General features: G+C 61.8%; 24 protein-coding genes. 20 read left to right on the top strand and 4 right to left on the bottom strand.

What is annotated here, in order from left to right; translation table 11 throughout:
* Nucleotides 1-168 precede the first annotated feature (168 nt).
* The 8 genes from BW934_RS10415 to glnA all read left to right on the top strand — a co-directional run bounded on the left by BW934_RS10415 (nt 169) and on the right by glnA (nt 6,766).
* Nucleotides 169-1,158 (top strand): AAA family ATPase, encoded by a 990-nt coding sequence (locus BW934_RS10415; RefSeq protein WP_076347832.1) that lies wholly within the window; start codon nt 169-171, stop codon nt 1,156-1,158.
* Complete coding sequence (locus BW934_RS10410) at nt 1,155-1,769, top strand: GTPase domain-containing protein (protein WP_076347830.1); 615 nt, start codon at nt 1,155-1,157, stop codon at nt 1,767-1,769. The genes BW934_RS10415 and BW934_RS10410 overlap by 4 nt, the downstream gene beginning before the upstream one ends.
* Nucleotides 1,750-2,376, top strand: a complete 627-nt coding sequence (locus tag BW934_RS10405; RefSeq protein WP_076347828.1) for a hypothetical protein — start codon at nt 1,750-1,752, stop codon at nt 2,374-2,376. Before BW934_RS10410 ends, BW934_RS10405 begins: the two co-directional genes overlap by 20 nt.
* Nucleotides 2,358-2,576, top strand: a complete 219-nt coding sequence (locus BW934_RS10400; RefSeq protein WP_076347826.1) for a hypothetical protein — start codon at nt 2,358-2,360, stop codon at nt 2,574-2,576. The genes BW934_RS10405 and BW934_RS10400 overlap by 19 nt, the downstream gene beginning before the upstream one ends.
* Nucleotides 2,566-3,663, top strand: coding sequence for a GTPase HflX (hflX, locus tag BW934_RS10395; protein WP_076347824.1), 1,098 nt, complete (start codon nt 2,566-2,568; stop codon nt 3,661-3,663). The genes BW934_RS10400 and hflX overlap by 11 nt, the downstream gene beginning before the upstream one ends.
* Before the next feature lie 2 nt (nt 3,664-3,665).
* Nucleotides 3,666-4,952 (top strand): methionine gamma-lyase family protein, encoded by a 1,287-nt coding sequence (locus BW934_RS10390; protein ID WP_076347822.1) that lies wholly within the window; start codon nt 3,666-3,668, stop codon nt 4,950-4,952.
* Nucleotides 4,953-5,019: 67 nt separating this feature from the next.
* Nucleotides 5,020-5,406, top strand: coding sequence for a MerR family transcriptional regulator (locus BW934_RS10385; RefSeq protein ID WP_076347820.1), 387 nt, complete (start codon nt 5,020-5,022; stop codon nt 5,404-5,406).
* Between the two features lie 22 nt (nt 5,407-5,428).
* The gene (glnA, locus tag BW934_RS10380; RefSeq protein ID WP_076347818.1) at nt 5,429-6,766 is read left to right on the top strand and encodes a type I glutamate--ammonia ligase; all 1,338 of its coding nucleotides are present in this window, start codon (nt 5,429-5,431) and stop codon (nt 6,764-6,766) included.
* Nucleotides 6,767-6,840: 74 nt separating this feature from the next.
* On the opposite strand, the gene BW934_RS10375 is transcribed toward glnA, so the two are convergent.
* Complete coding sequence (locus tag BW934_RS10375; RefSeq protein ID WP_076347816.1) at nt 6,841-7,851, bottom strand: substrate-binding domain-containing protein; 1,011 nt, start codon at nt 7,849-7,851, stop codon at nt 6,841-6,843.
* 202 nt (nt 7,852-8,053) lie between these two features.
* Between BW934_RS10375 and BW934_RS10370 the strand changes: the two genes are divergently transcribed.
* From BW934_RS10370 to BW934_RS10355, 4 genes are all read left to right on the top strand, one after another.
* Nucleotides 8,054-9,550, top strand: coding sequence for a UxaA family hydrolase (locus tag BW934_RS10370; RefSeq protein WP_076347814.1), 1,497 nt, complete (start codon nt 8,054-8,056; stop codon nt 9,548-9,550).
* A 23-nt stretch (nt 9,551-9,573) separates the two neighbouring features.
* Entirely contained in the window at nt 9,574-10,386 is an 813-nt protein-coding gene (iolB, locus tag BW934_RS10365) for a 5-deoxy-glucuronate isomerase (protein ID WP_076347812.1), read from the top strand.
* 31 nt (nt 10,387-10,417) lie between these two features.
* Entirely contained in the window at nt 10,418-11,854 is a 1,437-nt protein-coding gene (locus BW934_RS10360) for a tagaturonate reductase (RefSeq protein ID WP_076347810.1), read from the top strand.
* A gap of 124 nt (nt 11,855-11,978) precedes the next feature.
* Nucleotides 11,979-13,373: a sugar porter family MFS transporter gene (locus BW934_RS10355; protein ID WP_076347808.1), complete on the top strand. Its 1,395-nt coding sequence runs from the start codon at nt 11,979-11,981 to the stop codon at nt 13,371-13,373.
* A 94-nt stretch (nt 13,374-13,467) separates the two neighbouring features.
* Here the strand turns inward: BW934_RS10355 and lexA are convergent, their stop codons facing one another.
* Nucleotides 13,468-14,076 (bottom strand): transcriptional repressor LexA, encoded by a 609-nt coding sequence (lexA, locus tag BW934_RS10350; protein WP_076347872.1) that lies wholly within the window; start codon nt 14,074-14,076, stop codon nt 13,468-13,470.
* A gap of 70 nt (nt 14,077-14,146) precedes the next feature.
* Nucleotides 14,147-14,944, bottom strand: a complete 798-nt coding sequence (locus BW934_RS10345) for a Cof-type HAD-IIB family hydrolase (protein WP_234969725.1) — start codon at nt 14,942-14,944, stop codon at nt 14,147-14,149.
* Nucleotides 14,945-15,439: 495 nt separating this feature from the next.
* Here BW934_RS10345 and BW934_RS10340 point away from each other — a divergent pair, with 495 nt between their 5' ends.
* The 8 genes from BW934_RS10340 to BW934_RS10300 all read left to right on the top strand — a co-directional run bounded on the left by BW934_RS10340 (nt 15,440) and on the right by BW934_RS10300 (nt 22,696).
* Nucleotides 15,440-16,834: a glycine--tRNA ligase gene (locus BW934_RS10340; RefSeq protein WP_076347804.1), complete on the top strand. Its 1,395-nt coding sequence runs from the start codon at nt 15,440-15,442 to the stop codon at nt 16,832-16,834.
* 49 nt (nt 16,835-16,883) lie between these two features.
* Nucleotides 16,884-17,075, top strand: a complete 192-nt coding sequence (locus BW934_RS10335) for a hypothetical protein (RefSeq protein ID WP_076347802.1) — start codon at nt 16,884-16,886, stop codon at nt 17,073-17,075.
* A 140-nt stretch (nt 17,076-17,215) separates the two neighbouring features.
* Nucleotides 17,216-19,144 (top strand): bifunctional homocysteine S-methyltransferase/methylenetetrahydrofolate reductase, encoded by a 1,929-nt coding sequence (locus tag BW934_RS10330; protein ID WP_076347800.1) that lies wholly within the window; start codon nt 17,216-17,218, stop codon nt 19,142-19,144.
* A 101-nt stretch (nt 19,145-19,245) separates the two neighbouring features.
* Nucleotides 19,246-19,881, top strand: a complete 636-nt coding sequence (locus tag BW934_RS10325) for a TlpA family protein disulfide reductase (RefSeq protein ID WP_076347799.1) — start codon at nt 19,246-19,248, stop codon at nt 19,879-19,881.
* 114 nt (nt 19,882-19,995) lie between these two features.
* On the top strand, nt 19,996-20,934 hold the full coding sequence (locus BW934_RS10320) for a GGDEF domain-containing protein (protein ID WP_234969724.1): 939 nt from the start codon (nt 19,996-19,998) through the stop codon (nt 20,932-20,934).
* A 109-nt stretch (nt 20,935-21,043) separates the two neighbouring features.
* A complete protein-coding gene (locus BW934_RS10315; RefSeq protein ID WP_076347795.1) occupies nt 21,044-21,385 on the top strand; it encodes a hypothetical protein in 342 nt (113 codons plus the stop codon).
* A 301-nt stretch (nt 21,386-21,686) separates the two neighbouring features.
* A complete protein-coding gene (locus BW934_RS10305; protein WP_076347792.1) occupies nt 21,687-22,187 on the top strand; it encodes an Hsp20/alpha crystallin family protein in 501 nt (166 codons plus the stop codon).
* 17 nt (nt 22,188-22,204) lie between these two features.
* A complete protein-coding gene (locus tag BW934_RS10300) occupies nt 22,205-22,696 on the top strand; it encodes a hypothetical protein (protein ID WP_076347790.1) in 492 nt (163 codons plus the stop codon).
* Nucleotides 22,697-22,732: 36 nt separating this feature from the next.
* Here BW934_RS10300 and BW934_RS10295 read toward each other — a convergent pair whose 3' ends face one another.
* Complete coding sequence (locus BW934_RS10295) at nt 22,733-23,716, bottom strand: electron transfer flavoprotein subunit alpha/FixB family protein (protein ID WP_076347788.1); 984 nt, start codon at nt 23,714-23,716, stop codon at nt 22,733-22,735.
* Nucleotides 23,717-23,749 lie beyond the last annotated feature (33 nt).

Below are 23,749 nucleotides of genomic sequence, written 5' to 3'. Positions count from 1 at the left end.
GCGTTTCATAGGACGTTCGATCGAGCGGCGAGGCCGTGCCCGGTGGACATCGGGCCGGCCTCGTTCGTCGTTTGGGCGCGTCCTCGATGGGCGATCACCCATGGGCGGTGTGGCGCATACGTTGAGGCGTGGGTCGGCGCTGCCGGCCAAGTGAGGGGTGACACTCAAATGACACCACGCAACGCGGGCCGAAAGACCACGCGAACGGTGGACTCCCGAAAGGCGGCGGGCGTGATCGATTTGTATGAGCGCGGTCATATCGACTTGAACGACGCCCTCGCCAGAATCTCGGGCATCGACGAAGCGCACGGTCCGAGCGCTCCGCCCATCGACAAGCGGCGCATCCACGAGCTGTTGCGGGAGTTGGACGATCTCGTCGGGCTCGAGGAAGTCAAGCGGATTGTCCGCGAAATTTTCGCGCTGGTCTACGTCCAACGACTGCGGCAGGAGCACCGTCTGAAGGCCGATCCGACCGTCCTGCACATGATCTTTTACGGCAATCCGGGGACCGGCAAGACGACCGTCGCACGCATCCTGGCGCGCATGTTTCACGAGTGCGGCTTGCTCGAGAAGGGCCATCTGGTCGAAGTCGAGCGCGCCGATCTCGTCGGTGAATACATCGGCCACACGGCGCAGAAAACGAGAGAGCAGATCCAGAAGGCGCTGGGTGGCGTGTTGTTCATCGACGAGGCGTATTCCTTGGCGCGAGGAGGAGACAAGGACTTTGGCCGGGAGGCCATCGACTGTCTCGTGAAGGCCATGGAAGATCATAAACACGAGCTCATTGTGATCCTGGCGGGCTACGAGCGAGAAATGAAGTGGTTTTTAAGCACCAACCCCGGTCTGCCGAGCCGCTTTCCCATCCAGGTCCGATTCCCGGACTACGGCGTCGAGCAGTTGGCGCAGATTGCGAAAAAGACCCTGACAACGAGGGATTATCGCATGACCGCGGAAGCCGAATGGGCGCTGCGGACCGTCTTGCAGAATGCCTTGCGCGAACCTCGCCTCGAACCGTTCTCCAACGCCCGGTACGTGCGCAATCTCGTTGAAAAGGCCATCCGGCGCCAGGCGGTGCGGCTCTTTGAGGAAGCGAGACCGAAACGAGACGCGCTCATGTTGATCGAGGCGCGCGACTGGCAAGGGGATGATGGTGTATGAGCGACGTCGTCGTGGTCGGGCGTGCCAACGCGGGCAAGACCTCCGCATGCCTTCGCCTCGCGCAGGCCATTGGTGTGCACGATCTCGTATGGATGGTCGAGCGAACCGACGGCGCGCGGGAGCGGCGCAGACTGCCCATTCGGGAGGCGGAGCGATGGTTGACGTCGGGGGAGCCGCACTCGACGCGATCGCTCCAAACCCTCTCCATTCCCGTCGCACGTGGAAAGGTCTCCAGGTCTGTGGACATCGTCGACAGCGCAGGTCTCGCGGACGGCCTCGTGCGCGATGAAGGCGTACGACGCGCCATGGGCCAGACCCTGCGCGCGTTGGTTGCCGCGAAAGCGGTGTTGCACGTGATGGACGCGGCCGAGATCGGGCGCTCGCTGGAAGCCCGCGAAGCGCCGTTTCACGCACTCGACGAACAGCTCGTGGCCATTGGGCGGACCAAAGCGTTCTACCTCGTGCTCGCCAACAAGGTGGATCTGCCGTTCGCAGCGCGCGGCGTGGAGTGGCTGCGCGCGCGCCTCCGGGACGCGCGCGTCATCCCGACCTCAGCGAAGACGGGCGCGGGCTTCGACGAGGTGAAGCGATATGTATGGAAGTTGGCTTGATCTCGTGCGCCTCTTGGGTGCCTTGCTCATGGCGGGGCTTGCCGTGAAGTGGATGGACGACGTGCTCGACGTGGACTACGATTTGTGCCAAGGCCAGCGTACGCTCGCGGCGCGCTTTGGCCGCGCCGCCCTGCCCTACGCGATGGCCGTGATGGCGTGTGCCGTCGCGCTCGCCGAGGCGCCCGCCATCGCCGCGTTTCTCGGTGCGTATGCGGTGGGCATGTTTGCTCGGCCGTTTGAACGCTTGCCTTCACAACTTCCGGCGTGGGCCGAGACCATCCTCGCGCTCGCCCTGTGCGCCGCGATCGTGGGGTGGCGCGGAGCCCTCTGGGGCGCGTCGTTCATGCTGGCCGTGGACTGGTTGGACGATCTCGTCGATCGATTCCGCGATCTGGAGACCGGCCAGTGGAATGCGGTCATCCGGTTCGGCCTCGTCGAGGTTCTTCTGGCCATCCTCGGCGCCCTGGCTGTGGCGATCTTCGCCGAGGTCTTGTGGACTCTCATCGGGTTGGTGGCCTTGGCCGCCGTAACGGTGGTGTCCGAATTGACGACGATGAAACTCGTGTCGGACGACGGGAGGGAAGGACCGTGGTCGCGTCTCTCCTAACGGGTCTGGTGCTCGTTCTTCTCGCCGCGGCCTATCATGCGGGCAGGCGTTTCGGGTTTCGGGCGGGGCACAAAGCCGGCCTCGCTGAAGCGCCGCTTCTTCTGCGCATGCGCTATCAGCTTGAATGCCACTGCCCGATCTGCGATGATAGCGAGGGATTCTCGGGCGAGGAGGCGCAGGGCGAGCGCTGTGGAAACTGAAAAGGCGGTACTCCTCATCTGGCAGCGAAGTGATGAAGGGGCGGACGATGTTTCGTACCGCGTGGAGGAACTCACGGGGCTCTGCGAGGCCGCGGGCGCCGAAGTAGTCGGGATGGTGATGCAGCGGCGCCGGTCACCGGACGTGCGCTGGTATCTCGGCCCGGGCAAGCTGAAGGAGCTCTCCGATGCGGTCCAGGCCGCGGGGGCGACGTTGGTGGTGGCGGACGCGGAGCTTCGCCCGTCGCAGGCGCGCAATTTGGAAGGCGCCGTGGGCTACCGCGTGATCGACCGGACCATCCTGATCCTCGACATTTTCGCGCGCCGGGCTGTGAGCCGCGAGGGCAAGCTGCAGGTCGAAGTTGCGCAGCTGAGGTACCTTCTTCCGCGCCTCGCTGGGCGCGGCGCCGCCTGGTCGAGGCTCGGGGGCGGCATCGGGACGCGCGGACCCGGCGAGTCGAAGCTGGAACTGGACAGGCGGCGCATCCGCGAGCGAATTCGCAAGCTGGAGCGCGATCTCGCCGAGCTGTCGGCCCACCGGTCCAGGCTTCGCCAAAAGCGCATCCGGGACAGCAGGTCGGTGGCCCTCGTCGGCTACACCAACGCTGGCAAGACGACGGTGCGTGCGCGCTGGGTCGCCGATCGCGGCCGCGTGGCCGAGGCGCCGGGGCGCGATCGACTGTTTGACACGCTCGACGTGACGGCGCGGCGCGTGTTTGCGCCGAGCGGCGAGCCGTACGTCGTGACGGACACGGTCGGCCTTGTCGAACATCTGCCGCGCGACTTGGTTCAGGCGTTTCGCTCGACGCTCGACGAGGTGGTCTATGCCGACGCGATCGTGATCGTGGTCGACGCGTCGCGCTCGCCGGATCGGCATTTACGAGCGACGCGGCAAGTGCTGGCCGATCTTCGGGCTTTGGACAAGCCCGTCATCACGTTTTACAACAAGATGGATCTCGCACCTTGGCAACCACCTCCCGATCTGCAGGCCCAAGAGACCGTGTACGGCAGCGCCGTTGCCGGCGATCTCACGCCCTTGTATCGGGCGGTGGAGGCAAGGCTAGATACGTCAAAGGAGTCGACCAACTGAGGATGGGCACACAACCGAACGGGGATCGCCTGCGCGCGTTTGTCGCGTCGTGCGAGGCAGAGATTGAACCGTACCAGCGCACATCGGAGGCCGTGGCCCTGGCGAATCAGGAGCGGGTGCTGGAAGCCTTCTGGCGGCAGCGCGTTTCGCAGTTCGATCTCGGCGGATCCACGGGATACGGCCTGGGGGACACCGGGCGTGAGAAGCTCGAAGCCATCTACGCGGACGTCTTTGGCGCCGAGGCGGCCCTGGTGCGGCCGCAGATCGTCTCGGGCACGCACGCCATTGCGCTCGTGCTCTTTGGCTGCCTTCGGCCGGGCGACCGGCTCGTCGTGGCGACGGGCGTCCCCTATGACACCCTGCACGCGTCGCTCGGGCTCCAGCCTGCGGCCGGATCGCTCGTCGAGCACGGCATCGCGGTCGACATTGTCCCCCTCGGGGAGGATGGCCGCATGGATTTGGACGCGATCGAGCGGGCCGTGGGGCAACCCGGCGTGCGCCTCGCGCTTTTTCAGCGATCGCGCGGGTACGCGAGCCGGCCCTCGTTCTCCATCGACGAACTGGAGGCGGCGTTCGCAGTCGTGAAGCGCGCGCGGCCGGACGTGTGGATTGCGGTAGACAACTGCTACGGCGAGTTCGTGGAAGAGCGCGAGCCATGCCATGTGGGCGCGGACGTGGCGATGGGATCGCTCATCAAAAACCCTGGTGCCGGGATCTGTGTGACGGGCGGGTATGTCGTCGGCAGGCAGGAGATCGTGGAACGCGTCGCCGCGCGGCTCGTTGCGCCGGGCACAGCGGCGGAGTACGGCCCGACCGGCGCACACCTTCTGCCGATGTTCCAGGCCCTGTTTCTGGCGCCCCACGCCGTGCTCCAGGCCGTCAAAGGCTCAAGGCTCTTCGCCGCCGCGCTGCAACGCCTCGGCTTTCGGGTGTCTCCGGCGCCCGATGCCGCGCGGACGGATCTCATTTTGTCGGTCGAGCTCGGGACTCCAGACCGCTTGCTTGCGTTCTGCAGGGCCATCCAGGCCGTGGCTCCGATTGACGGGCACGTGCGGCCAGAACCTGCGCCCATGGCGGGCTATGCCGATCCCGTCGTGATGGCGGCAGGAACGTTCGTCCAAGGCGCGTCGCTCGAGCTGACCGCGGATGCCCCGATGCGTCCGCCTTATGTCGCGTATGTGCAAGGCGGGCTGACGTATGAGCACGCGGTCCTGGCGGTTCGGCGGGTCGCGGCGGCGCTGTGCCCCGATGTCGCGAGCGCAACCGATGCGTCAAAGAATATCACGTGAGTGATTGTCGCGGCGCGCCCTCCATGTTACGATAAATCTCAACAGGTCGCACAGGGAGGGGCGCGCCGTGGATTTGGAAGAGCGCAGGAACATGCCCTTATTTTCGATTGGCACGGTGCAAAAGCTGACAGGGCTCAGCGCACGGCAAATCCGTTATTATGAAGAGCACGGTTTGATCCAGCCGGCGCGCACGCCCGGAAATCAGCGGCAATTTTCGTTCGCCGACGTGGAGCGCCTGATGCAGATCCGCCAGCTGCTGGACGAGGGGCACAATATCGCGAGCGTGAAGCGCAACCTCCTCGAGAAAGACAGGCGGCCGAGACCGAGTCGCCCGCTGGCGACGAAAGACGTGCCAGATTCGGAAGTGTATCAGTGGCTCGAGCGCGAGCTTCTCGAACGGCGGCAGACGGGCGAATTTCAAGGGGATCTGTCCCGCTTCTACCGCCACCGCTGATTGAGCCGCGAGGGAGGATCGTATGCGAAAAGAATACACAAAAGAAGAAATATTGCAACTCGCAGAGGCGAACGATGTGCGATATGTGCGCCTTCAGTTCACCGATCTGCTCGGCATCGTGAAAAACGTGGAAATCCCTGTCGACCAGCTGCCGAAGGCACTCGAGAACCGCATCATGTTCGACGGCTCATCGATTCAAGGCTTTGTTCGCATCGAGGAGTCGGACATGTACCTCGCGCCGGATCGCGCGACGTGGCTCGTCTTTCCGTGGGAAACGCCACAGGGGAAGGTCGCGCGGCTGATCTGCGACGTGAATCTGCCCGACGGCACCCCATTTGCGGGCGATCCGCGGTCCGTGCTGAAGCGCGTGTGTGACAAGGCAAGGTCCATGGGTTTTTCGGCGTTCAACGTCGGCCCCGAGCCGGAGTTCTTCCTCTTCAAGTTGGACGAAAACGGCAAGCCGACGCTCGACCTCAACGACGAGGGGGGTTATTTCGACTGGGCGCCGGTCGATCTCGGCGAAAATTGCCGGCGGGACATCGTGCTTGCGCTGGAGCAAATGGGATTTGAAATCGAGGCATCTCACCACGAGGTTGCGCCGGGACAGCACGAGATCGACTTTCGTTATGCGGAGGCGGTCGAGGCGGCGGACAACCTCACCACGTTTCGCCTGGTGGTCAAGTCGGTCGCGCGCGAGCACGGGCTGCACGCCACGTTCATGCCGAAGCCACTGTACGGCATCAATGGTTCGGGCATGCATACGCACCTGTCGCTTTTCCGGGACGGGCAAAATGCGTTTTACGATCCCGACGGCGAGATGGGGCTGAGCCAAACGGCGCTGCACTTCGTGGCAGGGCTTTTGGAACATGCGCGCGCGTTCACGGCCATCTGCAACCCGCTCGTCAACTCGTACAAGCGCCTCGTGCCCGGTTACGAAGCGCCAAGTTACATCGCCTGGAGCGGGAAAAATCGCTCTCCCTTGGTTCGCGTGCCGGCCGCGCGCGGCACGTCCACGCGAGTGGAGGTTCGAAGCCCTGATCCGAGCTGCAATCCGTATCTTGCCATCGCTTCGCTCCTCGCCGCGGGACTCGATGGGATTGAACGCGAGCTGGAGCCGCCGCAGCCGGTCAATCGCAATATCTATATGATGACGGAGGCGGAGAAGGAGGAGGCCGGCATTCGAAGCCTGCCCTCAAACCTGAACGAGGCCTTGGATGCCTTGGTACGTGACCCCGTGATCATGGAGGCGCTCGGCGACCACGTGCTGTTGCACTTTATCGAGGCCAAGCGCATCGAGTGGAACATGTTCCGCACGCAGGTCACGGAGTGGGAGCGGGAGCAGTACTTCACGATTTATTGATAGGTGAGAAACGCGCACGTGGCGGTCGACTCGCGCCTGGCGGCGTTCCATCGTCAACCGGGGTGGCCATGAGGTCACCCTCGGTTGGCGATCCGCGCGGACGGCGGCGCGGTCGAGTCTCGGACGATGATTTCCGAATTCAGTACAATGCGCGTGCTGGTCTTTCGCACGCCTTCAACGCGCTCGAGCAAGAGTTGCGCCCCAAGTGACCCATAATTGTACGCCGGCTGAACTGCGGCCGTGGCACGCGAGTCGATCGAGGCGAGATCGTCTGTGTTGCCGAAACTCACGAGGCTGACATCGCCAGGGATCGAGATGCCGAGCTCGCGCAGCCGCCGCACCACGTGGGCGTATTGAAACATGTTGCCGAGAAACATCGCCGTCGGTGCATCGGGGCCGTGCAGCAGGTCGTCGACGAAGGAAACGTCCATGTCTCTCGTCATCGGCGCGGTGAAGACGAGCCCGTCGTCCCAGGGCATGCCTCTTTGCGCCAGGGCGTCGCGATAGCCGTCAAGCCGCTCGCGGCTCGAGGCGCTGTGGAGCGGGCCCACCACCGCGGCGATCCGCTCGTGGCCGAGATCGAGCAGGTGTTCCACGAGCCTGCGCGAGGTCTCACGAATGTCGCCCTTGACGACGTCGGCATCCAGGCCGTCGATGTCGCGGTCGATGAGCACGAACGGTATCTGATGGTCGGATAACCTCAGCAGGGTCTCGCGCGATGGATCGCCCACCGGCACGACGAGCGCGCCGCGCACGTGATACTCCATACACATCTGCACGTAGGTCTGCTCTTTCTCGAGATCCTCATCCGTATTGGCGATGAACACGCGAAACCCGTGTTTCCGAGCCACGTCTTCCATGCCGCGCGCGATGAACGTGAAAAACGGATTCGTGATGTCCGGCACAATGAGCATCCACGTGTCTTGCGGGGACGACTGTGCCTTTGGAACATAGTGAAGTTCCTGCATCGCCGCGAGGACCCTCTGACGTGTCGAAGGGCTCACGTAGCCGGAATGGTTGACGACGCGCGACACCGTCATGATGGACACGCCCGCTCGTTTGGCGACATCCGCCATCGTGGCCATGGGGGTCCCCCTTTCTCATCCCGTTCTCTTGCTGTGAATGATAACATATTGACACTCGTTTTGCGAGCGGCGTATACTGCATTTGGAACGCGGAAGAAATCGCATTCATCGCAGAACTTTTTTCATGCACGATATGTTAATTTAACAGTTAAGGCTATCAACTCGAGCTCGTGTGACCTGGAGCGAAAGGAGGCGATACGGCGTGGGTCAAAAGGTGCTGCATCTGTCGGACGTGGACGACGTGGTCGTGGCGCTTGAGCCACTTCAGGAAGGGGAGTGTGTCGCGACGCCACTCGGCCCGGTCACGGCCCGAGCATCGATTGCCTTGGGGCACAAATTGGCCGTTCGCCACGTGCGGGAAGGACAGCCCGTTCACAAGTATGGATTCCCCATCGGAATTGCAACCCGCGATATTGAACCCGGTGAATGGGTGCATACGCACAACCTGCGCACGGCGCTCACGGAGAGCGCTTCCTACGTCTACCGGCCGAAGCTCTCGGCCCGACCGGTGCTCGACGACGGTCTGACCTTTAGGGGCTTCGTTCGGCCCGATGGACAGGTGGGGGTGCGCAACGAAATCTGGGTCTTAAATACGGTGGGATGCGTGAATAAGGTCGCGGAGCGGCTGGCGGATTTGGCGAATGCGCGTTGGCGCGGCGACGGGATCGACGGGATCTATCATTTCCCGCATCCGTATGGCTGTTCACAGTTGGGCGATGACTTGGGCTACACCCAAGCTTTGCTCGCTGGCCTCATTCGCCACCCCAACGCTGCCGGTGTTCTCGTCGTCGGACTGGGTTGCGAGAACAACCGGATCGACGTGTTGCGCGACCGCCTGGATCCCGCCGTCGCGGAGCGCGTGGCTTTTCTCGAGTTGCAGCGGACGACGGACGAGTTCGCCGAAGGCATGAAGCTGTTGGAAGGCCTCGTCGAACGAGCGCGCACGTTCGCGCGCCAACCCGTGCCCATCGCGCGCTTAAAACTCGGGCTGAAGTGCGGCGGCTCCGATGGCCTGTCGGGTGTGACGGCGAATCCGCTCGTGGGACAGGTGGCGGACCGCGTCGTGGCGCGCGGCGGCACGGCGCTCCTGAGTGAGGTGCCCGAGATGTTCGGCGCGGAGACCGTGCTGATGGACCGGGCCGACAGCGCAGAGACGTTCGCGAAGATCGTCGATCTCATTCAATCGTGGAAGGACTACTACACAAGGCATGGGCAGCCCGTGTACGAGAATCCGTCGCCCGGGAACAAGGCGGGCGGAATCACGACGCTGGAGGAAAAGTCCCTCGGCGCGGTCCAGAAGGGCGGCCGCGTTTCTCAGGTGGTCGACGTGCTTTCATACGGCGAGCCGGCCGTGAAACCCGGGCTCAATCTCGTCTCTGCGCCAGGGAATGACATGGTTTCCGTCAGCGCGCTGGCTGCAAGTGGGGCACACGTCATTTTGTTCACCACGGGGCGAGGTACGCCTTTTGGCGGCCCTGTGCCAACCCTCAAGATTGCGAGCAACCACCCGCTGGCGGCTGCGAAGCCGAGCTGGATCGACTTCGATGCGGGGCGCATCCTGTTGGGCGAGTCGATGGAGGCCCTGGCTGACGATCTGTTCCAGCAGGTCATTCGCGTGGCATCGGGTGAGGAGCTCGCCAAACACGAAGTGAATGGATATCGCGAGATTGCCATCTTCAAGGATGGCGTCACGCTCTGAGTGAAGCGGAGGTCGAGGAATCGATGTATTTGGTGCGAGGTCAATCTCACAACGGCTACCGCGAATTGGTGCCGACGGACAACGCGGCCGGTTTGAAGTGGATTTCGCTCGGGCACTTGCGGCTCGCCGCGGGCGAGGTGCATGAAGCGCGCGTACCGGACCGGGAAGTGGTGCTCGTCCTCCTGTCGGGCGCGATGCGCGTGTCCGTGGGGTCGCAGGTCTTTGGGCCGTACGAGCGGAAAAACGTGTTTGCGTCGCCAGCCACGGCTGTGTATGTGCCTGTAAACGAGGCGTTTCGGGTGGAAAACGCAGGCGCGGATCTTCTCGAGGTCGCCGTGTGCCAGGCAAAAGCTGAAGAACATCACGAGCCCTTTGTCGTCACGCCCGACGAGGTCCAGGTGAAAACCGTGGGCCAAGCCAACTTTGAGCGCAAGGTGCACGACATCGTCGTTCAGCAGGCGGAGGGCCGCGTGCACCGGATCATCGTGGGTGAAACGTTCAATCCTCCCGGCAACTGGTCGAGCTACCCGCCCCATAAACACGACGAGTATCTGCCGGGCGTAGAGGCGCTCATGGAGGAAATCTACTTCTATCAACTCGATCCAACTTCGGGATTTGGTCTGCAGTCCATCTACACGTCCGATGGCGCGATCGACGAAACGTACCGCGTCAAACACGGCGACGCCTTCATGATCCCGCGTGGTTACCATCCTGTGTGTGCCGCCGGAGGCTATCAGTTGTATTACCTGTGGCTCATGGCCGGCCCCGTGGACCGCGTGATGATCCCGCACGACGATCCGGCGCACGCTTGGATCCGCGAGCGGTCGTGGACGTAATCTCAGAAGCTCAAGGCAGGGAGACCAAACGATGCGACTGTGTGCAGCTGCACTGGATGCCGATGCGCGCGCGGCCTTCGAGCGTAATCAGGCCATGCCGATACGGGTTGTTCAAATTGGAGAGGGCATCTTCCTCCGGGGATTCCTCGACTGGCTGGTTCACCGTCTGAATCAGTCCGGCCGTTTTCACGGGCGGATCGCCGTGGTGAATCCGCGCCCAAGTGGGGCACATCATATCCACGACTTTCAAGTGCAGGACGGGCTCTTCACCGTCGTCACGCGCGGACTCGATAAGGGAGCGCCAGTGGAACGGGCGGAGGTGGTCATGTCGATCGGCCGCGCGTTGGAGTCGACGCACGAATGGGCACAAGTGCTCGACTTGGCGCGCGATCCGCAGGTCGAGATCGTCGTGTCCAACACGACAGAACTGGGCCTTCGCTATGAGCCCAGTCCGCCGCCCACGGGCGATGCGCCGCCGGCCACGTTTCCGGCCAAGCTCACCCAGTATCTCCACCGCCGATACGAGGCGCTCGGGTGGCAGGAGGCGAGTCGGCTCATCGTCGTGCCCTGCGAGTTGATCGACGACAACGGGCGCGAGCTGAGTGCCGTGGTGCGCCGCCACGCGAGCGACTGGGCGCTCGGCGCGGATTTTGAGCGCTGGCTGGAAGCGCGCGTGGAGTTTTGCGATACCTTGGTGGACCGCATCGTGACACCGTACACGGGGCGTCCCGCGCTGCCGTACGAAGACGAACTCGCGGTGACGGTCGAGCCGTACTGCCTGTTTGCCATCCGGGGCAGCGAGCGGATTCGCGACTTGTGGCCATTCTCGGAAGCCGGGCTGCCCGTGCATTACGCCGACGACATTCGCGACTTCCGGTTGCAGAAGCTTCGCGCGCTGAACGGCACGCACACGGCCCTCGCAAACCTCGGCCTCATGGCGGGGCTTTCGACCGTATTCGAGGTCATGCGCCATCCCGTCTTGTCTTTGTTCGTCCGCGATCTCGTCTCCAGCGAGATTGTGCCCGCCACGATCCAGCGCGTGCGCCAGCCGGAAATGCTGCGGACGTTTGCGCGCGATGTGCTCGAGCGGTTTCAAAACCCCTTCTTGGAACACCAACTTCGCTCGATCGCGACCAACGCGATTTCGAAGGCCAGGATCCGATTGATCCCGACCCTTCTCGATGCGGTGACAAACGCGGGAGACGCTCGCCGCCTGACGGCCGCTGTGGCTGCCGTATGCCTCGCGTACCGGCCGGGTCTGGAAGACGCAGCAGGGCCGGATCCGGCGGCAGACCGCCTGCGCGCGCATTGGCAGGAAGATGTGGGCGCCTCTGCGAGGGCCATTTTGTCGGATGCGGAATTGTGGTCCATCGATTTGACCCAGGTTCCGGGTGTGCTCGACGGGTGGATTCGATTTGTGGAACGCGCCCAGCAAGAAGGGCCCGTACACGCGGTCGCCAGTCTGTGACGAATGTGGACCGGGAGGGAGGTGAGGGCAGGCGTTGCCGCCCTATGCGGCAAGCCGCTGTGAGCCAACGCGCACCTTTGCACGAGCCATCGTCCTCGTCATTCACTCAGGAGGTGACGTAGATTTGGTCCAAACGGAAGCTGGGCAGGCTGCGTACCGCCCGAACCTTGGCTATGTCGTGGCGGTCGTGGTGATTGCATCACTCGGCGGACTCTTGTTTGGCTACGACACAGGCGTCATTGCCGGAGCCAATGAGTTTCTGAAGACGGAGTTCCACATGAGCGCGGCCACGACCGGGCTTGTGTCGAGCAGCATTGATCTCGGCGCCATGCTCGGCGTGCTCATCGCCGGTTTTCTGGGCGACGCATTCGGCCGCAAGAAAGCGCTGTCGGTGGCTGGCCTCATCTTCATTGCGTCCAGCCTCATCTCCGCCTTTGCACCGAGCGTCGGCATCTTGGTGCTCGGGCGCTTCATCGGCGGCGTCGGCATCGGACTCGCGTCGCTCTTGTCGCCGCTCTACATTGCCGAGGTGGCGCCGCCGCAGATTCGGGGGCGGTTGGTCGGATCCAACCAGTTGGCCATCGTGTCCGGTATCTTCATTGTGTACTTCGTGAATGCGGCGATTGTCAGTTCGCACACCACCGCCTGGAACCAAACGACAGGGTGGCGCTGGATGTTTGCGATGGGCGTGATACCGGCCGTCATCTTCTTTGTGCTGTTGTTTTTTGTACCAGAAAGCCCAAGGTATCTGATGAAACGCGGACGCGAAAGCGAGGCGCTTGCGATTTTGAATCGCGTGAGCGGTCCAGACCGAGCTCGCGCGGATGCGGAGGAGATCCGTGAATCGCTCAAGATCCTACCGGATTCTCTTATGCAGGAATTGGCGCGTCCAGGTATACGCAAAGCGCTCGGCATCGGCATTGTCCTTGCCATCTTCCAGCAGTTCACGGGTACCAACGCGGTAGGGTATTACGCGCCTATGATTTTTAAGGCCGCTGGGGCCGGCACGAATGCCTCCTTCTACGACACGGTGTGGATAGGCGCCATAAAGGTTGCCTTCGTCATTGTGCTCATGGTCATCGTCGATCGCGTCGGGAGAAAGCGGTTGCTGGTGTGGAACGGTGGGTTCATGGCGCTCTTTCTCGTGATCCTTGGTATCGCGTTCTCCATGCCTCATATGATCACGTGGCTCGTGCTGGCGCTCGTCTTTGCGCACACCATTGCCTATGAGCTTTCTTGGGGCGGGGGCGTATGGATTGTCTTGTCGGAAATTTACCCAACCGCCATTCGGGGTCGCGCCATGGCCATTGCATCTTTCGCGCTATGGTTTGCCACGTACCTCGTTGCGCAGTTTTTCCCCATCCTGTTGCAGGCCATCGGGGGGACGTGGACGTTTTGGATTTTCGCCTTGTTCTGTATTGCTATGGCGGTCTTCATGCAACGCGTCGTGCCGGAGACCAGCAAAAAGACGATGGAGAACATCCAACGCGATTGGCTCCGTTCAGAACGCAACCCGTAATCCTTTTGACGTGTTTACGCGTGGAATAGCCTGGTCTTGATGAGGTGCTCTGAGATGCGGCGAAGCGACGGACGCTTGCGCCGCATGTTTTTGTCTATCGAATATGACGAAAAATCCCAATCACTTTTCCGAGGATGGTCACCTTGGGGAAGTAGAGCGGCGCCATGGCGTCGTTCTCAGGTTGCAAGCGCACGCGCCCATCCTCTCGGTAGAAGCGCTTGACCGTTGCTTCGTCCTCTTCTGTCATCGCCACGACAATATCGCCGTTGTCGGCAGACGTCTGTCGCCGCACGATGGCGAGATCTCCGTCCAAAATGCCTGCGTTCACCATGCTGTCGCCGACCACCCGCAGCGCGAATACCTCGTCACCTTTGGCGACGTCGTTCGGAACGGGAAGATATCCTTCGATGTCTTCCAGCGCCGCGATGGGGAGCCCAGCGGTCACTCGACCCACGATAGGGGCGAGCACGACGTCTCCCGGCTCTTCGTCATTGACCAAGAGTTCCAGCGCTCTCGGCTTCGTCGGATCTCGGCGAAGATATCCCTTTTGCTGAAGGCGTTCGAGATGGCCGTGAACGGTCGAACTCGACGCCAAACCGACCGCCTCGCCGATTTCCCGTACAGAAGGAGGATATCCCTTTTCACGGATATTTTTTTTGATGAACTCGAGAATTGCGCGTTGCCGAGCCGTGAGACCGCTCACCATCCCCACTCCCTTCAGTGGCATTCTAGCACGTCGGGGCCAAGGATGCAAACAGATGTTCGTGCGATGTCTAAATCAGCCCGAGGTGCGCCAAGGCGTCCGCGACGCCGCCCTCGTCCGCGCGCGAGGTGACCCACTTCGCGGCCCGCTTCACCTCGTCGCTCGCATTGCCCATGGCGACCGAATACCCCATGGTTCGGAACATCCCGATGTCGTTGCCGCCGTCACCGATGTGCACCGCATCCTCGGGGGCGATTCCCAAGTGCGCCAGGAGTTTCATCGCGCCAATGGATTTGTCTGACTTGCGGCGTTGAAAGTCCACCGCGCGCTCGTGCCAGCGGTATACGTAGCACTCGGGAAACTCTCGTTCAAAGACGTCGTCCCACTCGGCCGTCATGAAGGCGTTCAGTTGGAACACCCCGATTTGGTCCAGACGCCCTGCCATGCCTGGTTCACAGGTGATGGGAGGGAAGTCGTACGACGCCAAGACCGGAAGATATTCTGCCGGGATCGGTTGAAGTGTGAAGGCGTGATCATGCGTGTGAATGATGGTCTGAATTCCGCGGCGCTCCGCCGCGGTCAGAATTCCCCGAACGACCTCGCGCGAAAAGGGCAGGGAGAAGATCTCGCGGTCTCCAGCTTTGACGAGGCCACCGTTAAAATAAATCCCGTACGGAATCCCGAGCGCGTCCTGGACGTGTTTTGCGTGGATGACACTGCGGCCCGTGCAGACCGCGACGGGGATTTGATTTTGCACCAGTTTGGCGACGGCCGCCGCGCTTTTGGGCACGATGTGGCCGTTCACGAATAGCGTTCCATCAATATCGAGAAACACCATCTTGACGCGTTGCTTGGTCTTCACGGACATTCCCCCATGCTGCGGTCCATCGCAACCTAAGCGGGCCTAACGCGAGGCGCGGTCGGACCGCAACAAAATTCGGCCCGGATTCCCACAGCGGGAGGCTCCGGCGCTTTGTATTTGCATTCTTGCCAACCAGCCTGCGAAGTCGAGCAGGCCGACCTTCGAGGTCCGGGCTTGCCATGGGAACACGGTTGGAGGAAGGCCTCTTTCGTCGCTCCTTGAATTTCGATGTCAGTGCGGAAACTCCATGGCAGTTGCAGCACAGCGCGACGAGATGCGCAAATTTGACCTCGATGCAGGTGAGCCAATGAGCGGGCAATGAACCGCTGGCAAACGTGATTGCAGCGCATCCCCATTGTACTTCATCACTCTATGCTTCATGTAGGCCGGGCGAGCGCGTTGTGCCGTGCGGTTGGATGGTTCGCGCGACCGGTTTTGTTGCGCCAACTCCGCGGGCTCGGCTATCATAGCCGTATTGAGGACGAGCAGGAGGAACAGTCGATGCAGGTGACGATGGACACGTTGGTATCGTTAGCAAAGCGGCGAGGTTTTATTTTTCCAGGCTCCGAGATTTACGGTGGGTTGGCCAACACGTGGGATTATGGGCCACTTGGCGCGCAGGTCAAGCATCGTTTGAAAGCCGCCTGGTGGCGGTTCTTTATCGAACAGAGCCCGTTGAACGTCGGCCTCGATTCGGCCATCTTGATGAACAAACAGGTGTGGGTCGCCTCGGGACACGTGGCCAACTTCCACGACCCGATGGTCGATTGCCGCCAGTGCAAAGCGCGATTTCGCGCGGACAAACTGATTGAAGAAGCGGCGGAAGCGCAGGGAAAGTCTCTGGTGGTGGACGGTCTGCCGTTTTCTGAAATGGAGCGGTGGATGCAAGAACTCCAAGTCGCCTGCCCGAACTGCGGTGCGCGCGACTTTACAAACATCAGGCAGTTTAACATGATGTTTCGCACGTTTCAGGGCGTGACGGAGGACGCCGCGAATGAGGTCTACCTCCGCCCGGAGACCGCTCAGGGTATTTTTGTAAACTTCAAAAACGTTCAGCGAACGATGCGCAAGAAGTTGCCGTTCGGCATCGGTCAATTCGGGAAAAGTTTTCGGAACGAGATCACGCCCGGCAACTTCATCTTCCGTACGCGCGAATTTGAACAGATGGAGCTTGAGTTCTTCTGCGCTCCCGGTGAAGATGAAGAGTGGTTTGCCTATTGGCGGCAGACTTGCATGGACTGGCTTCGGTCACTGGGCCTTAAAGCGGAAAACCTCAGATTTCGCGATCACGCCAAAGAGCAACTGTCTCACTACAGCAAGGCGACCACGGATATCGAGTATCGTTTTCCGTTCGGCTGGGGGGAGCTCCTCGGCGTCGCCAACCGGACGGACTATGACCTGAAGGCGCACCAAGAGCACTCTGGGGAAAACATGATGGTGCAGGAGGAGGGCCGCGAACCGTTCATCCCGTATTGCATCGAGCCGTCCATCGGCGCCGATCGCCTCTTTCTTGCGGTGTTCGCAGACGCGTATGACGAAGAGACCGTCGCCGAGGGGGACACCCGGGTCGTCCTGCGTCTCCATCCGAAGCTCGCGCCTTATCAACTGGCGGTGCTGCCGCTCTCCAAGAAGTTGAACGAGCCGGCGCATCGCTTGTACCTGGATCTCATGAAGCACTTCAGCGTGGATTACGATGAAACGGGTTCGATCGGGAAGAGATACCGCCGGCAGGACGAGATCGGCACGCCCTTCTGCGTCACGTATGACTTCGAGTCCGAGTCGGACCACCAAGTCACGATCAGGATGCGCGACTCGATGGAGCAGGTGCGCATTCCGCTGGAAGGCGTGCGGACCTGGATTCAAGAGCAGCTCGACGCATCCGGAACGAATTGGTAATCGCATGAGGCGCGTGAGCTCAGGCCATGCTAAGCCGGGGGTGGGCGAGATGTCAGGAGAACACACGCAACATCACAACGACGACTTCACGTTCGTGGCGGCGCTCAACCACAATCACGACGTGGAGGCGTATGTCGAGCGGCGCAATCAAATGTTGAGCTCGCGATTGGATGCGGTGGTTCCCTGGAAGGCGTATCACCGTGCGAATGTGCCTCATGGCAAGAGGCAGTCGAACGGCTGAGAACATCCCACACCCTGGGCGATCCGCTCTGGCGGATCGCCTTTTTTCGTCCGCTTGCCGACCCAGCGCGCCTTTGTGTTACAATGTCAAAAATCTCGCAAACCTTGTACGCTCATGCCGAGAATGAGAGGAAGACGACCATGACCGATGCCGTGTGGCGCCGATGGGACCGCCCTCCGCGGGACATCGAGGGGCCGCTGGGCGCGTGTGTCCTATTTGACGGCGCGATGTCCACGTATGTTCACCAACTGGGGGTTCCCATCGGCACGCCTGTCGAACAGCTCAACCTGACTGCGCCCGATCTCGTCGCTCGTGTGCACCGCCAGTACGTGGAAGCCGGTTGCACGGTCGTGCAGACGAACACCTTCATGGCCAACCGGATGGCGCTCGAGCGGCACGGTCTGACGGTCCACGTGGGCGATTTGAACCGGCGGGGCGTCGAGATCGCCCGCTCCGCAGCGCGCGACGAGGCAAGTGTCTACGGGACCATGGGCCCGGCCATGGGGGGATACCGGTACGGTGCGCTGTTGCAAGACGAGGAACGAGCGGTGCTCGCCAGCGTGTACCGGGAACAGGCCGAGGCGCTTGTGGGCGCTGGCGTCGACGGTCTCATTTTGGAAACCTTCCCCGATCTCGAAGAGGCGCTGGTCGCCATTGCAGCGGTGCGCCCGATCGTCGGCGACTTGCCGCTCGTGGTCAACCTTTCCCCTGAGGAAATTGGCGTGACTCGCGATGGCGTTCCGCTGCAAGACGCTTTCCGCAGGGTTCGCGAGGCGGGCGCAGACGTCGTCGGCCTGAACTGCCGGTTAGGCCCATACGGGATTTTGCGATCGTATGAACAGGCTGGGCTGGAACAGGGGGGACCCTACGCGGCCGTGCCCAATGCGGGCATTTTGCAGCGCTCCGAAAGGGACGAGATCGCGTATACGGGCGACACACAGGACTTTTCGCGCCTGATGTTGCGCATCGCGCAGATGGGGGTACGTTGGCTCGGCGGCTGTTGTGGGACGACGCCGGAATACATTCGGGCGCTTCGTGAAGCGCTCTTGCGCGCGGATGGGGGTCGGACGGGTGTTCTGATCCCTGCGGGCGCCCGTGACAGCGCTGAGCGGACGCGCGTGACGCGCTCTGTGGACGGGGCGCACGACGGCCCAAGTGTGGTCGACATCGCGCGAGAAAAGAAGGCCATTGTCGTCGAGCTGGATCCGCCGAAGCATCTTTCCATCGCGCGCTTTTTGCAAGGTGCGGAAGCGCTCGCCGCTGCCGGTGCCGATCTCGTCACGATGGCGGACAATTCGCTGGGATCGGTGCGCGTGTCCAACATGGCGCTTGCAAGCCTGTTGAAACAGCAGCAGATTGAACCCCTTGTGCACGTGACATGTCGGGATCGAAACCTGATTGGCCAGCAGTCCCATCTGATGGGACTCGCCGTGTTGGGCATTCGCAACGTGCTGTTGGTCACGGGCGATCCGTCCCGCTACGGCGAGCTGCCAGGTGCCACGAGCGTGTACGACGTCTCGTCGATGGACCTCACAAAAATGGTGAGGCGTTTGAACGAGGGCGTAGGCTTTTCGGGTCAACCGCTGAAGCATCCGTCGCGATTTGTCATCGGGACAGCGTTCAATCCGCACGTGCACAATTTCGCGAAGGCCGTGGACCGGTTGCGCAGAAAGGTGGAGGCGGGTGCGGACTTTGTCATGACGCAGCCCGTGTTCGATCCGGAGCTGATGGAGGCCATCGCGGACGCGACCCGGGACCTGGGTGTCCCCGTCTTCATCGGTATCATGCCACTGACGAGTGCGCGGAATGCGGAATTTCTGCACTATCAGGTGCCAGGCATCCGCCTGTCGGAGGAAGCGCTGCGCCGGATGCAGGAGGCAGCGCCGGATGAGGCGCTCGCGGTGGGGGAGGCCATTGCGCGGGAGCTCGTGGAGACCGCCGTGCGACTGTTCCCGGGGCTGTATCTCGTGACGCCCTTCCTGCGGTTTGAGATGACGGTTCGCCTCACGCAATACGCTCGGGCGCTTGAGGCCAGCCTGGTCGGATCGAGCGGCGCGTCGACCTCATGACGGGGCTTTTCAAAAGACGATGAACTTCTTCTCCGCGCCATTGCTTGGCTGCCCAGACTGCGCTACGGTAACGGAGGATGATGTGACGAGGGAGGGTGCCTATGCGCAGGTCTTGGAGCGTGCTCATGGCCGTTTGCATGTCTTGGTTGGCGGTGGGGTGTGGCACGCCTGCAAACTCGTTGTCACAAGCGACCGCTGCGTCTGGAAGGCACGCGCCGCACCCCCTCGTGTTTCAGAACCTCACAGGTGCCATGAACGAGGGGCAGGATCCCCGGTGGGACCCGAAAGCGGCTCCCACGGGTGTCTACGACGACGTGACCGTGGTCACAGCGAGTGGCCGACAGGAGGTGCTCTCCGTTCGGGATGCGCCGCTCCTGTTCGCAGCGTACTGGTGCCCTCACTGCCAGCGCACACTGCAGCTTCTCACGTCGATTGAATCACGCCTGAAGCAAAAGCCCATTCTTGTGAACGTCGGCTATCCTCCGGGCACGACACTGCAGACCGCGGCGCGCATCGCGCGCGAGGAGTCTCAAGTTCTTCACTTGGCGCCGTTCCAAGAGGTCTTTATCTTGAATCCTGATGCAGGGGATCGATACGCCCCGCTAGGGTACCCAACACTCGCTTTTTATCGCGCCGGGCGAGATTGGACGCTGTACGGTGAACATCGAGCGTCTATTTGGGAAAAGGCCCTGTCCGAATCGACATCAAAAGCGTACAATGGCAGCGAGGAATCATGAACGGGTTGACCGCGGCGTGACATTTTGAACCGCAGGGTGACGATAGGGATGGATGCAGGTTCGCTGAGCGCCTTATTTCAGCACACTCGGACATGGGGACGTGCGAGGCGCGGGTTGGAGCTGTTTGAATTTGCCGCCGACGCCTTGACGCGTCTCGTAGCCATCGACGGCGGCTTTTTCATCTATCGAAAACGAGGCATCGAGACGGGTGCCGAACCGCAGGCACCGGCCCTCTACCATGTGTTCGGCGCGTTTGCCGATTGCGCCGAAATGGCTCCGATTGAGGCCCTCGTGAAAGAAGACCTGACGCTGGGCGTGCCTCTCGAGCGCTGGATGTTGGTTGAAGACGTGCCGCACGAAGCGCTCCGTGCGTGGCTCGAATCCCAGTCCGTGTTGGAGTTTGGCGTGTGGCCCCTGTATTCGCGAGAAGAAATCCGCGGCGCCGTGGTCGTGGCGCGCACGCGCCCCGTCATGCACTTGACGTGGGAGACAAGCCATGCCCTCATGGAGGCCTGCGCCGCCCAGATCTCGCTTGCGCTCGACATGATTATGGCGTTGCGCGTTGCCGAACATGCGAGCCAGCGAGATCTGTTGACAGGCGCGTGGAATCGGCTGGGCATCGAGCGCAGGTGGCCCCGCGTGCTCGATCGGCTCCGCGGCGACCCGCGCCGTTACGCCATCCTGGGTATCTTGGATGTCGACCATTTCAAACAGATCAACGATACGTACGGCCACCCTTTTGGGGACCGCGTGTTGCGCCTGGTTGCGCAGACGCTCCGGGATCAGACCACTCCTGATGAACTCGTGGGGCGCATCGGCGGCGACGAATTCATTGTGGTCGCTTGGACTGACGCGCCGGACTGGCGGCCGCGGTTGTTCGACATGCAAAACGAGATCGACAGTCGGTTGAACGGAGCTTGCGGGGTTTCGGTGGGCGGGAGCGTACTTGGATTGGACGGGGACACGTTCGATGACTGCTACACCATCGCCGATGAGCGATTGTACGAGAACAAGCGGTTGCGGAAACAGAACTTTGAGAATCCGGTCGGATGACCGGGCCTCGCCACGGCGACATGGTGTCGATGGTCGAGGCGCGGAATGAAGACTCGAGCCCTCGCATAAAAGTGAACAGAGGTTTGGGTCCCGCTGGGAGGCTCGGCGCATGTTCTCGCTTCGCCGCCGCAAAAAGCAAACCGAGATCCTGGAGCAGTTGGTGCGCGTTCTCACGCTACTGGAGGCGCAATTGGACGCCTCCAAAGAACGCAAAATCGAGATCGCCGTCGAGCGGGTGCAGGTGGACCAGGTCGACCTCAAGGAGCTCGTGTTTCGATTGGATCGGCTGGATGTCAACGAATTGAGCGGTACGTTGACACTTGGCAATCACATTCAGATGGCATCGAACGCAGGGGCCCGCCCTGCGGCTGAGGGTTCGGAACTTGAGGCGACGTCGAGGGGGTACCGCATATCGTGGAGCGAGGACCGGAGGACGCCGGACGGTCATTAGTGTCGGATCTTCAGCCGCTCGTACGCGTTTTGTCGCCCACGTTCATCATCGGTCAGATCCATGTTCAGCGTGTGTCGGGCGCTTCCGTCATGAGTTTAGGAAACACCTGGGCTTCTGATTTCCGTCATCAAGCGCACATCCAGCAGGGGTTCGGCAACGTCTACGGCAGTCGTTCGGTCGTCGCCAACAATCAGTGGTCACCAACTGCTGGCTCCTCCGCTCGCGAGGATGGCGCTTCCCTTTGGCGAGAGCGCTTCGCGCGAGCCAAACCGGCGCGGTGATCCGCGTTGGAGGCTAAAGAATGAATCAAAAATCCAATCATCCCTTCGATTTCCTCAATCAACTCCAAGAACTCGGCGATATGCGAAAATGGCTGGGTCCCGACTTTTTCAAAAATATGCCTATGCCGAACTTTCAAGGGATGCCGTTTTTCCAAGACGAGCCTCATTCCGCGCCGTTTCCGCCCATTGACCTCTACAACCGAAGCACGGAAATCGTAGCCGTGATCGCGCTGCCAGGGCTCAAGTCGCAAGGGGATGTGTCGCTTTCCGTGCGGCCGCGAATGTTGCGCGTCCGGGGCCAGCTCTCCTCGTACCTGGCTACTGCGCACGATCACGTGCTTTCGTCCGAACTTTTCCGGGGACCGTTTGATCGGGAAGTCGAGCTGCCGGAGCGCGTGAATCCGGATGGCGTCAAAGCGGTGTATCGCAGCGGGCTGCTCATCGTGTATATGCAGAAGGACTTGGCGCGCGAGACACCTGGCAACACCGTGGCCATTGACTTTGCCCCCGAAGAAAGCTGATGGAGGTGGGGCCCGCCTTGCGACTCTGGCCGATTCAGCTCCACGTCGGATCCGTCGAGCGCTCTTCCGCCGTGATCGTCGGGGGATGCAATGTCGTCTACGGCCTCAGCTCACATGAGAAGTCAAACGTGGGCTTCGGCGACATCGGTTCACAGTCGTTCGTCTCTCAGAATCGCGTCCTTCTCTACGACCCTGACGGGATCGACATGCCCGTGGACGATCGAGACACGCATGTGCTGCAGACTCGTCAGCAGGCGCCCACGGACACGCACATTCACTTCCAGGGCCTTGCCGTGAACTCCATGCAGCAAAACGCGGGCGTATTTGTCGGTGACGCGCAGATGACCGGGTGGGACCAGCACCAGAAGTCCAACAAGGCGTCGGGGGATATCGGCGGGGACCACAACGTGGAAATTGCCGGCGTGCATGTGAACTACGATGCGGACGCGATGGACGGCATCTTTCTCGACAGTGATTATAAGGCGGGCACCTTTGTGCGCCAGGGCTAGCGCACGAAGGTGCCCGCCTTTCTTTACAAGCGAATGTCAGGCTCTTGCAGCCGCCATCTTTTCCCGAAGCTTCTCCGTCAGCTTCGGCACAATTTCAAACAAGTCTCCGACGACGCCGTAGTCCGCGATTTCGAAGATAGGCGCCTCAGCGTCCTTGTTGATGGCGATGATGAGCTTCGACTGGCTCATGCCGGCCAGGTGCTGAATCGCTCCGCTAATGCCGCACGCGATGTAGACGTCCGGCGTGACCACCTTGCCCGTCTGGCCGACCTGCAGGCTGTAATCGCAGTAGCCCGCGTCGCATGCAGCCCGGGAGGCGCCGACCGCGGCATCGAGCACGTCTGCGAGCTCATACAGAGGTTTGAAGCCTTCCGCGCTTTTGACACCGCGGCCGCCCGACACCACAACACGCGCTTCCGTGAGGTCTCGGCCGGTGCTGGCCTTCTTCTCCACGTGGACGACGCGGGTCTTGACGTCGGCGGGTTCGTCGAATCGGCGGACGTCGATCTCGACAGAACCGCCCTGTTCCGCATCCGCCGCCAGGTTGTTAGGCCGCACGGTCACGACGTAGGGTGTGGCGAGAACGCGCTTCGTTTCGAACGCTTTACCCGCGTAAATCGGCCGTTTGAACAGCACGTCGCTGCCCTGTACGTCAAGGCTAACGATATCCGAAATTTGCGGCGCGTCGAGCGCAGCGGCCAACTTTGGTGCCAGGTCGCGCCCACTCGCCGTGTGCCCGAGCACGACGACGTCGGGTTTGACCTCGTCCAGCACGGGTGCAACCGCAAGATAGAAGTGCTCCGAATCGTAGTTTGCAAGCGACTCGCCCTCGATGGCAATCACCTTGTCGTGTGGGTGCTGGGCAAGCTCGTTCGCCGCTTCTTGGACCTGACTTCCGATCACGACCGTGACAATCGATCCTCCGTCCGCAATTTGCCGCGCGGCGCCAAGCGCCTCGAGCGCGACCTGACGAAGCTTTCCGTCCCGCTGTTCTGCAATCACCAAAACCTTCTTTGGCATCGATCACGACCTCCTGTTCGTATCCATTCGTCG

It is taken from the genome of Alicyclobacillus vulcanalis, from assembly GCF_900156755.1.
GTDB classification, from domain to species: domain Bacteria; phylum Bacillota; class Bacilli; order Alicyclobacillales; family Alicyclobacillaceae; genus Alicyclobacillus; species Alicyclobacillus vulcanalis.
Note: the sequence above shows the minus strand (reverse complement) of the source record. Positions and strands in the feature narration are given on the sequence as shown.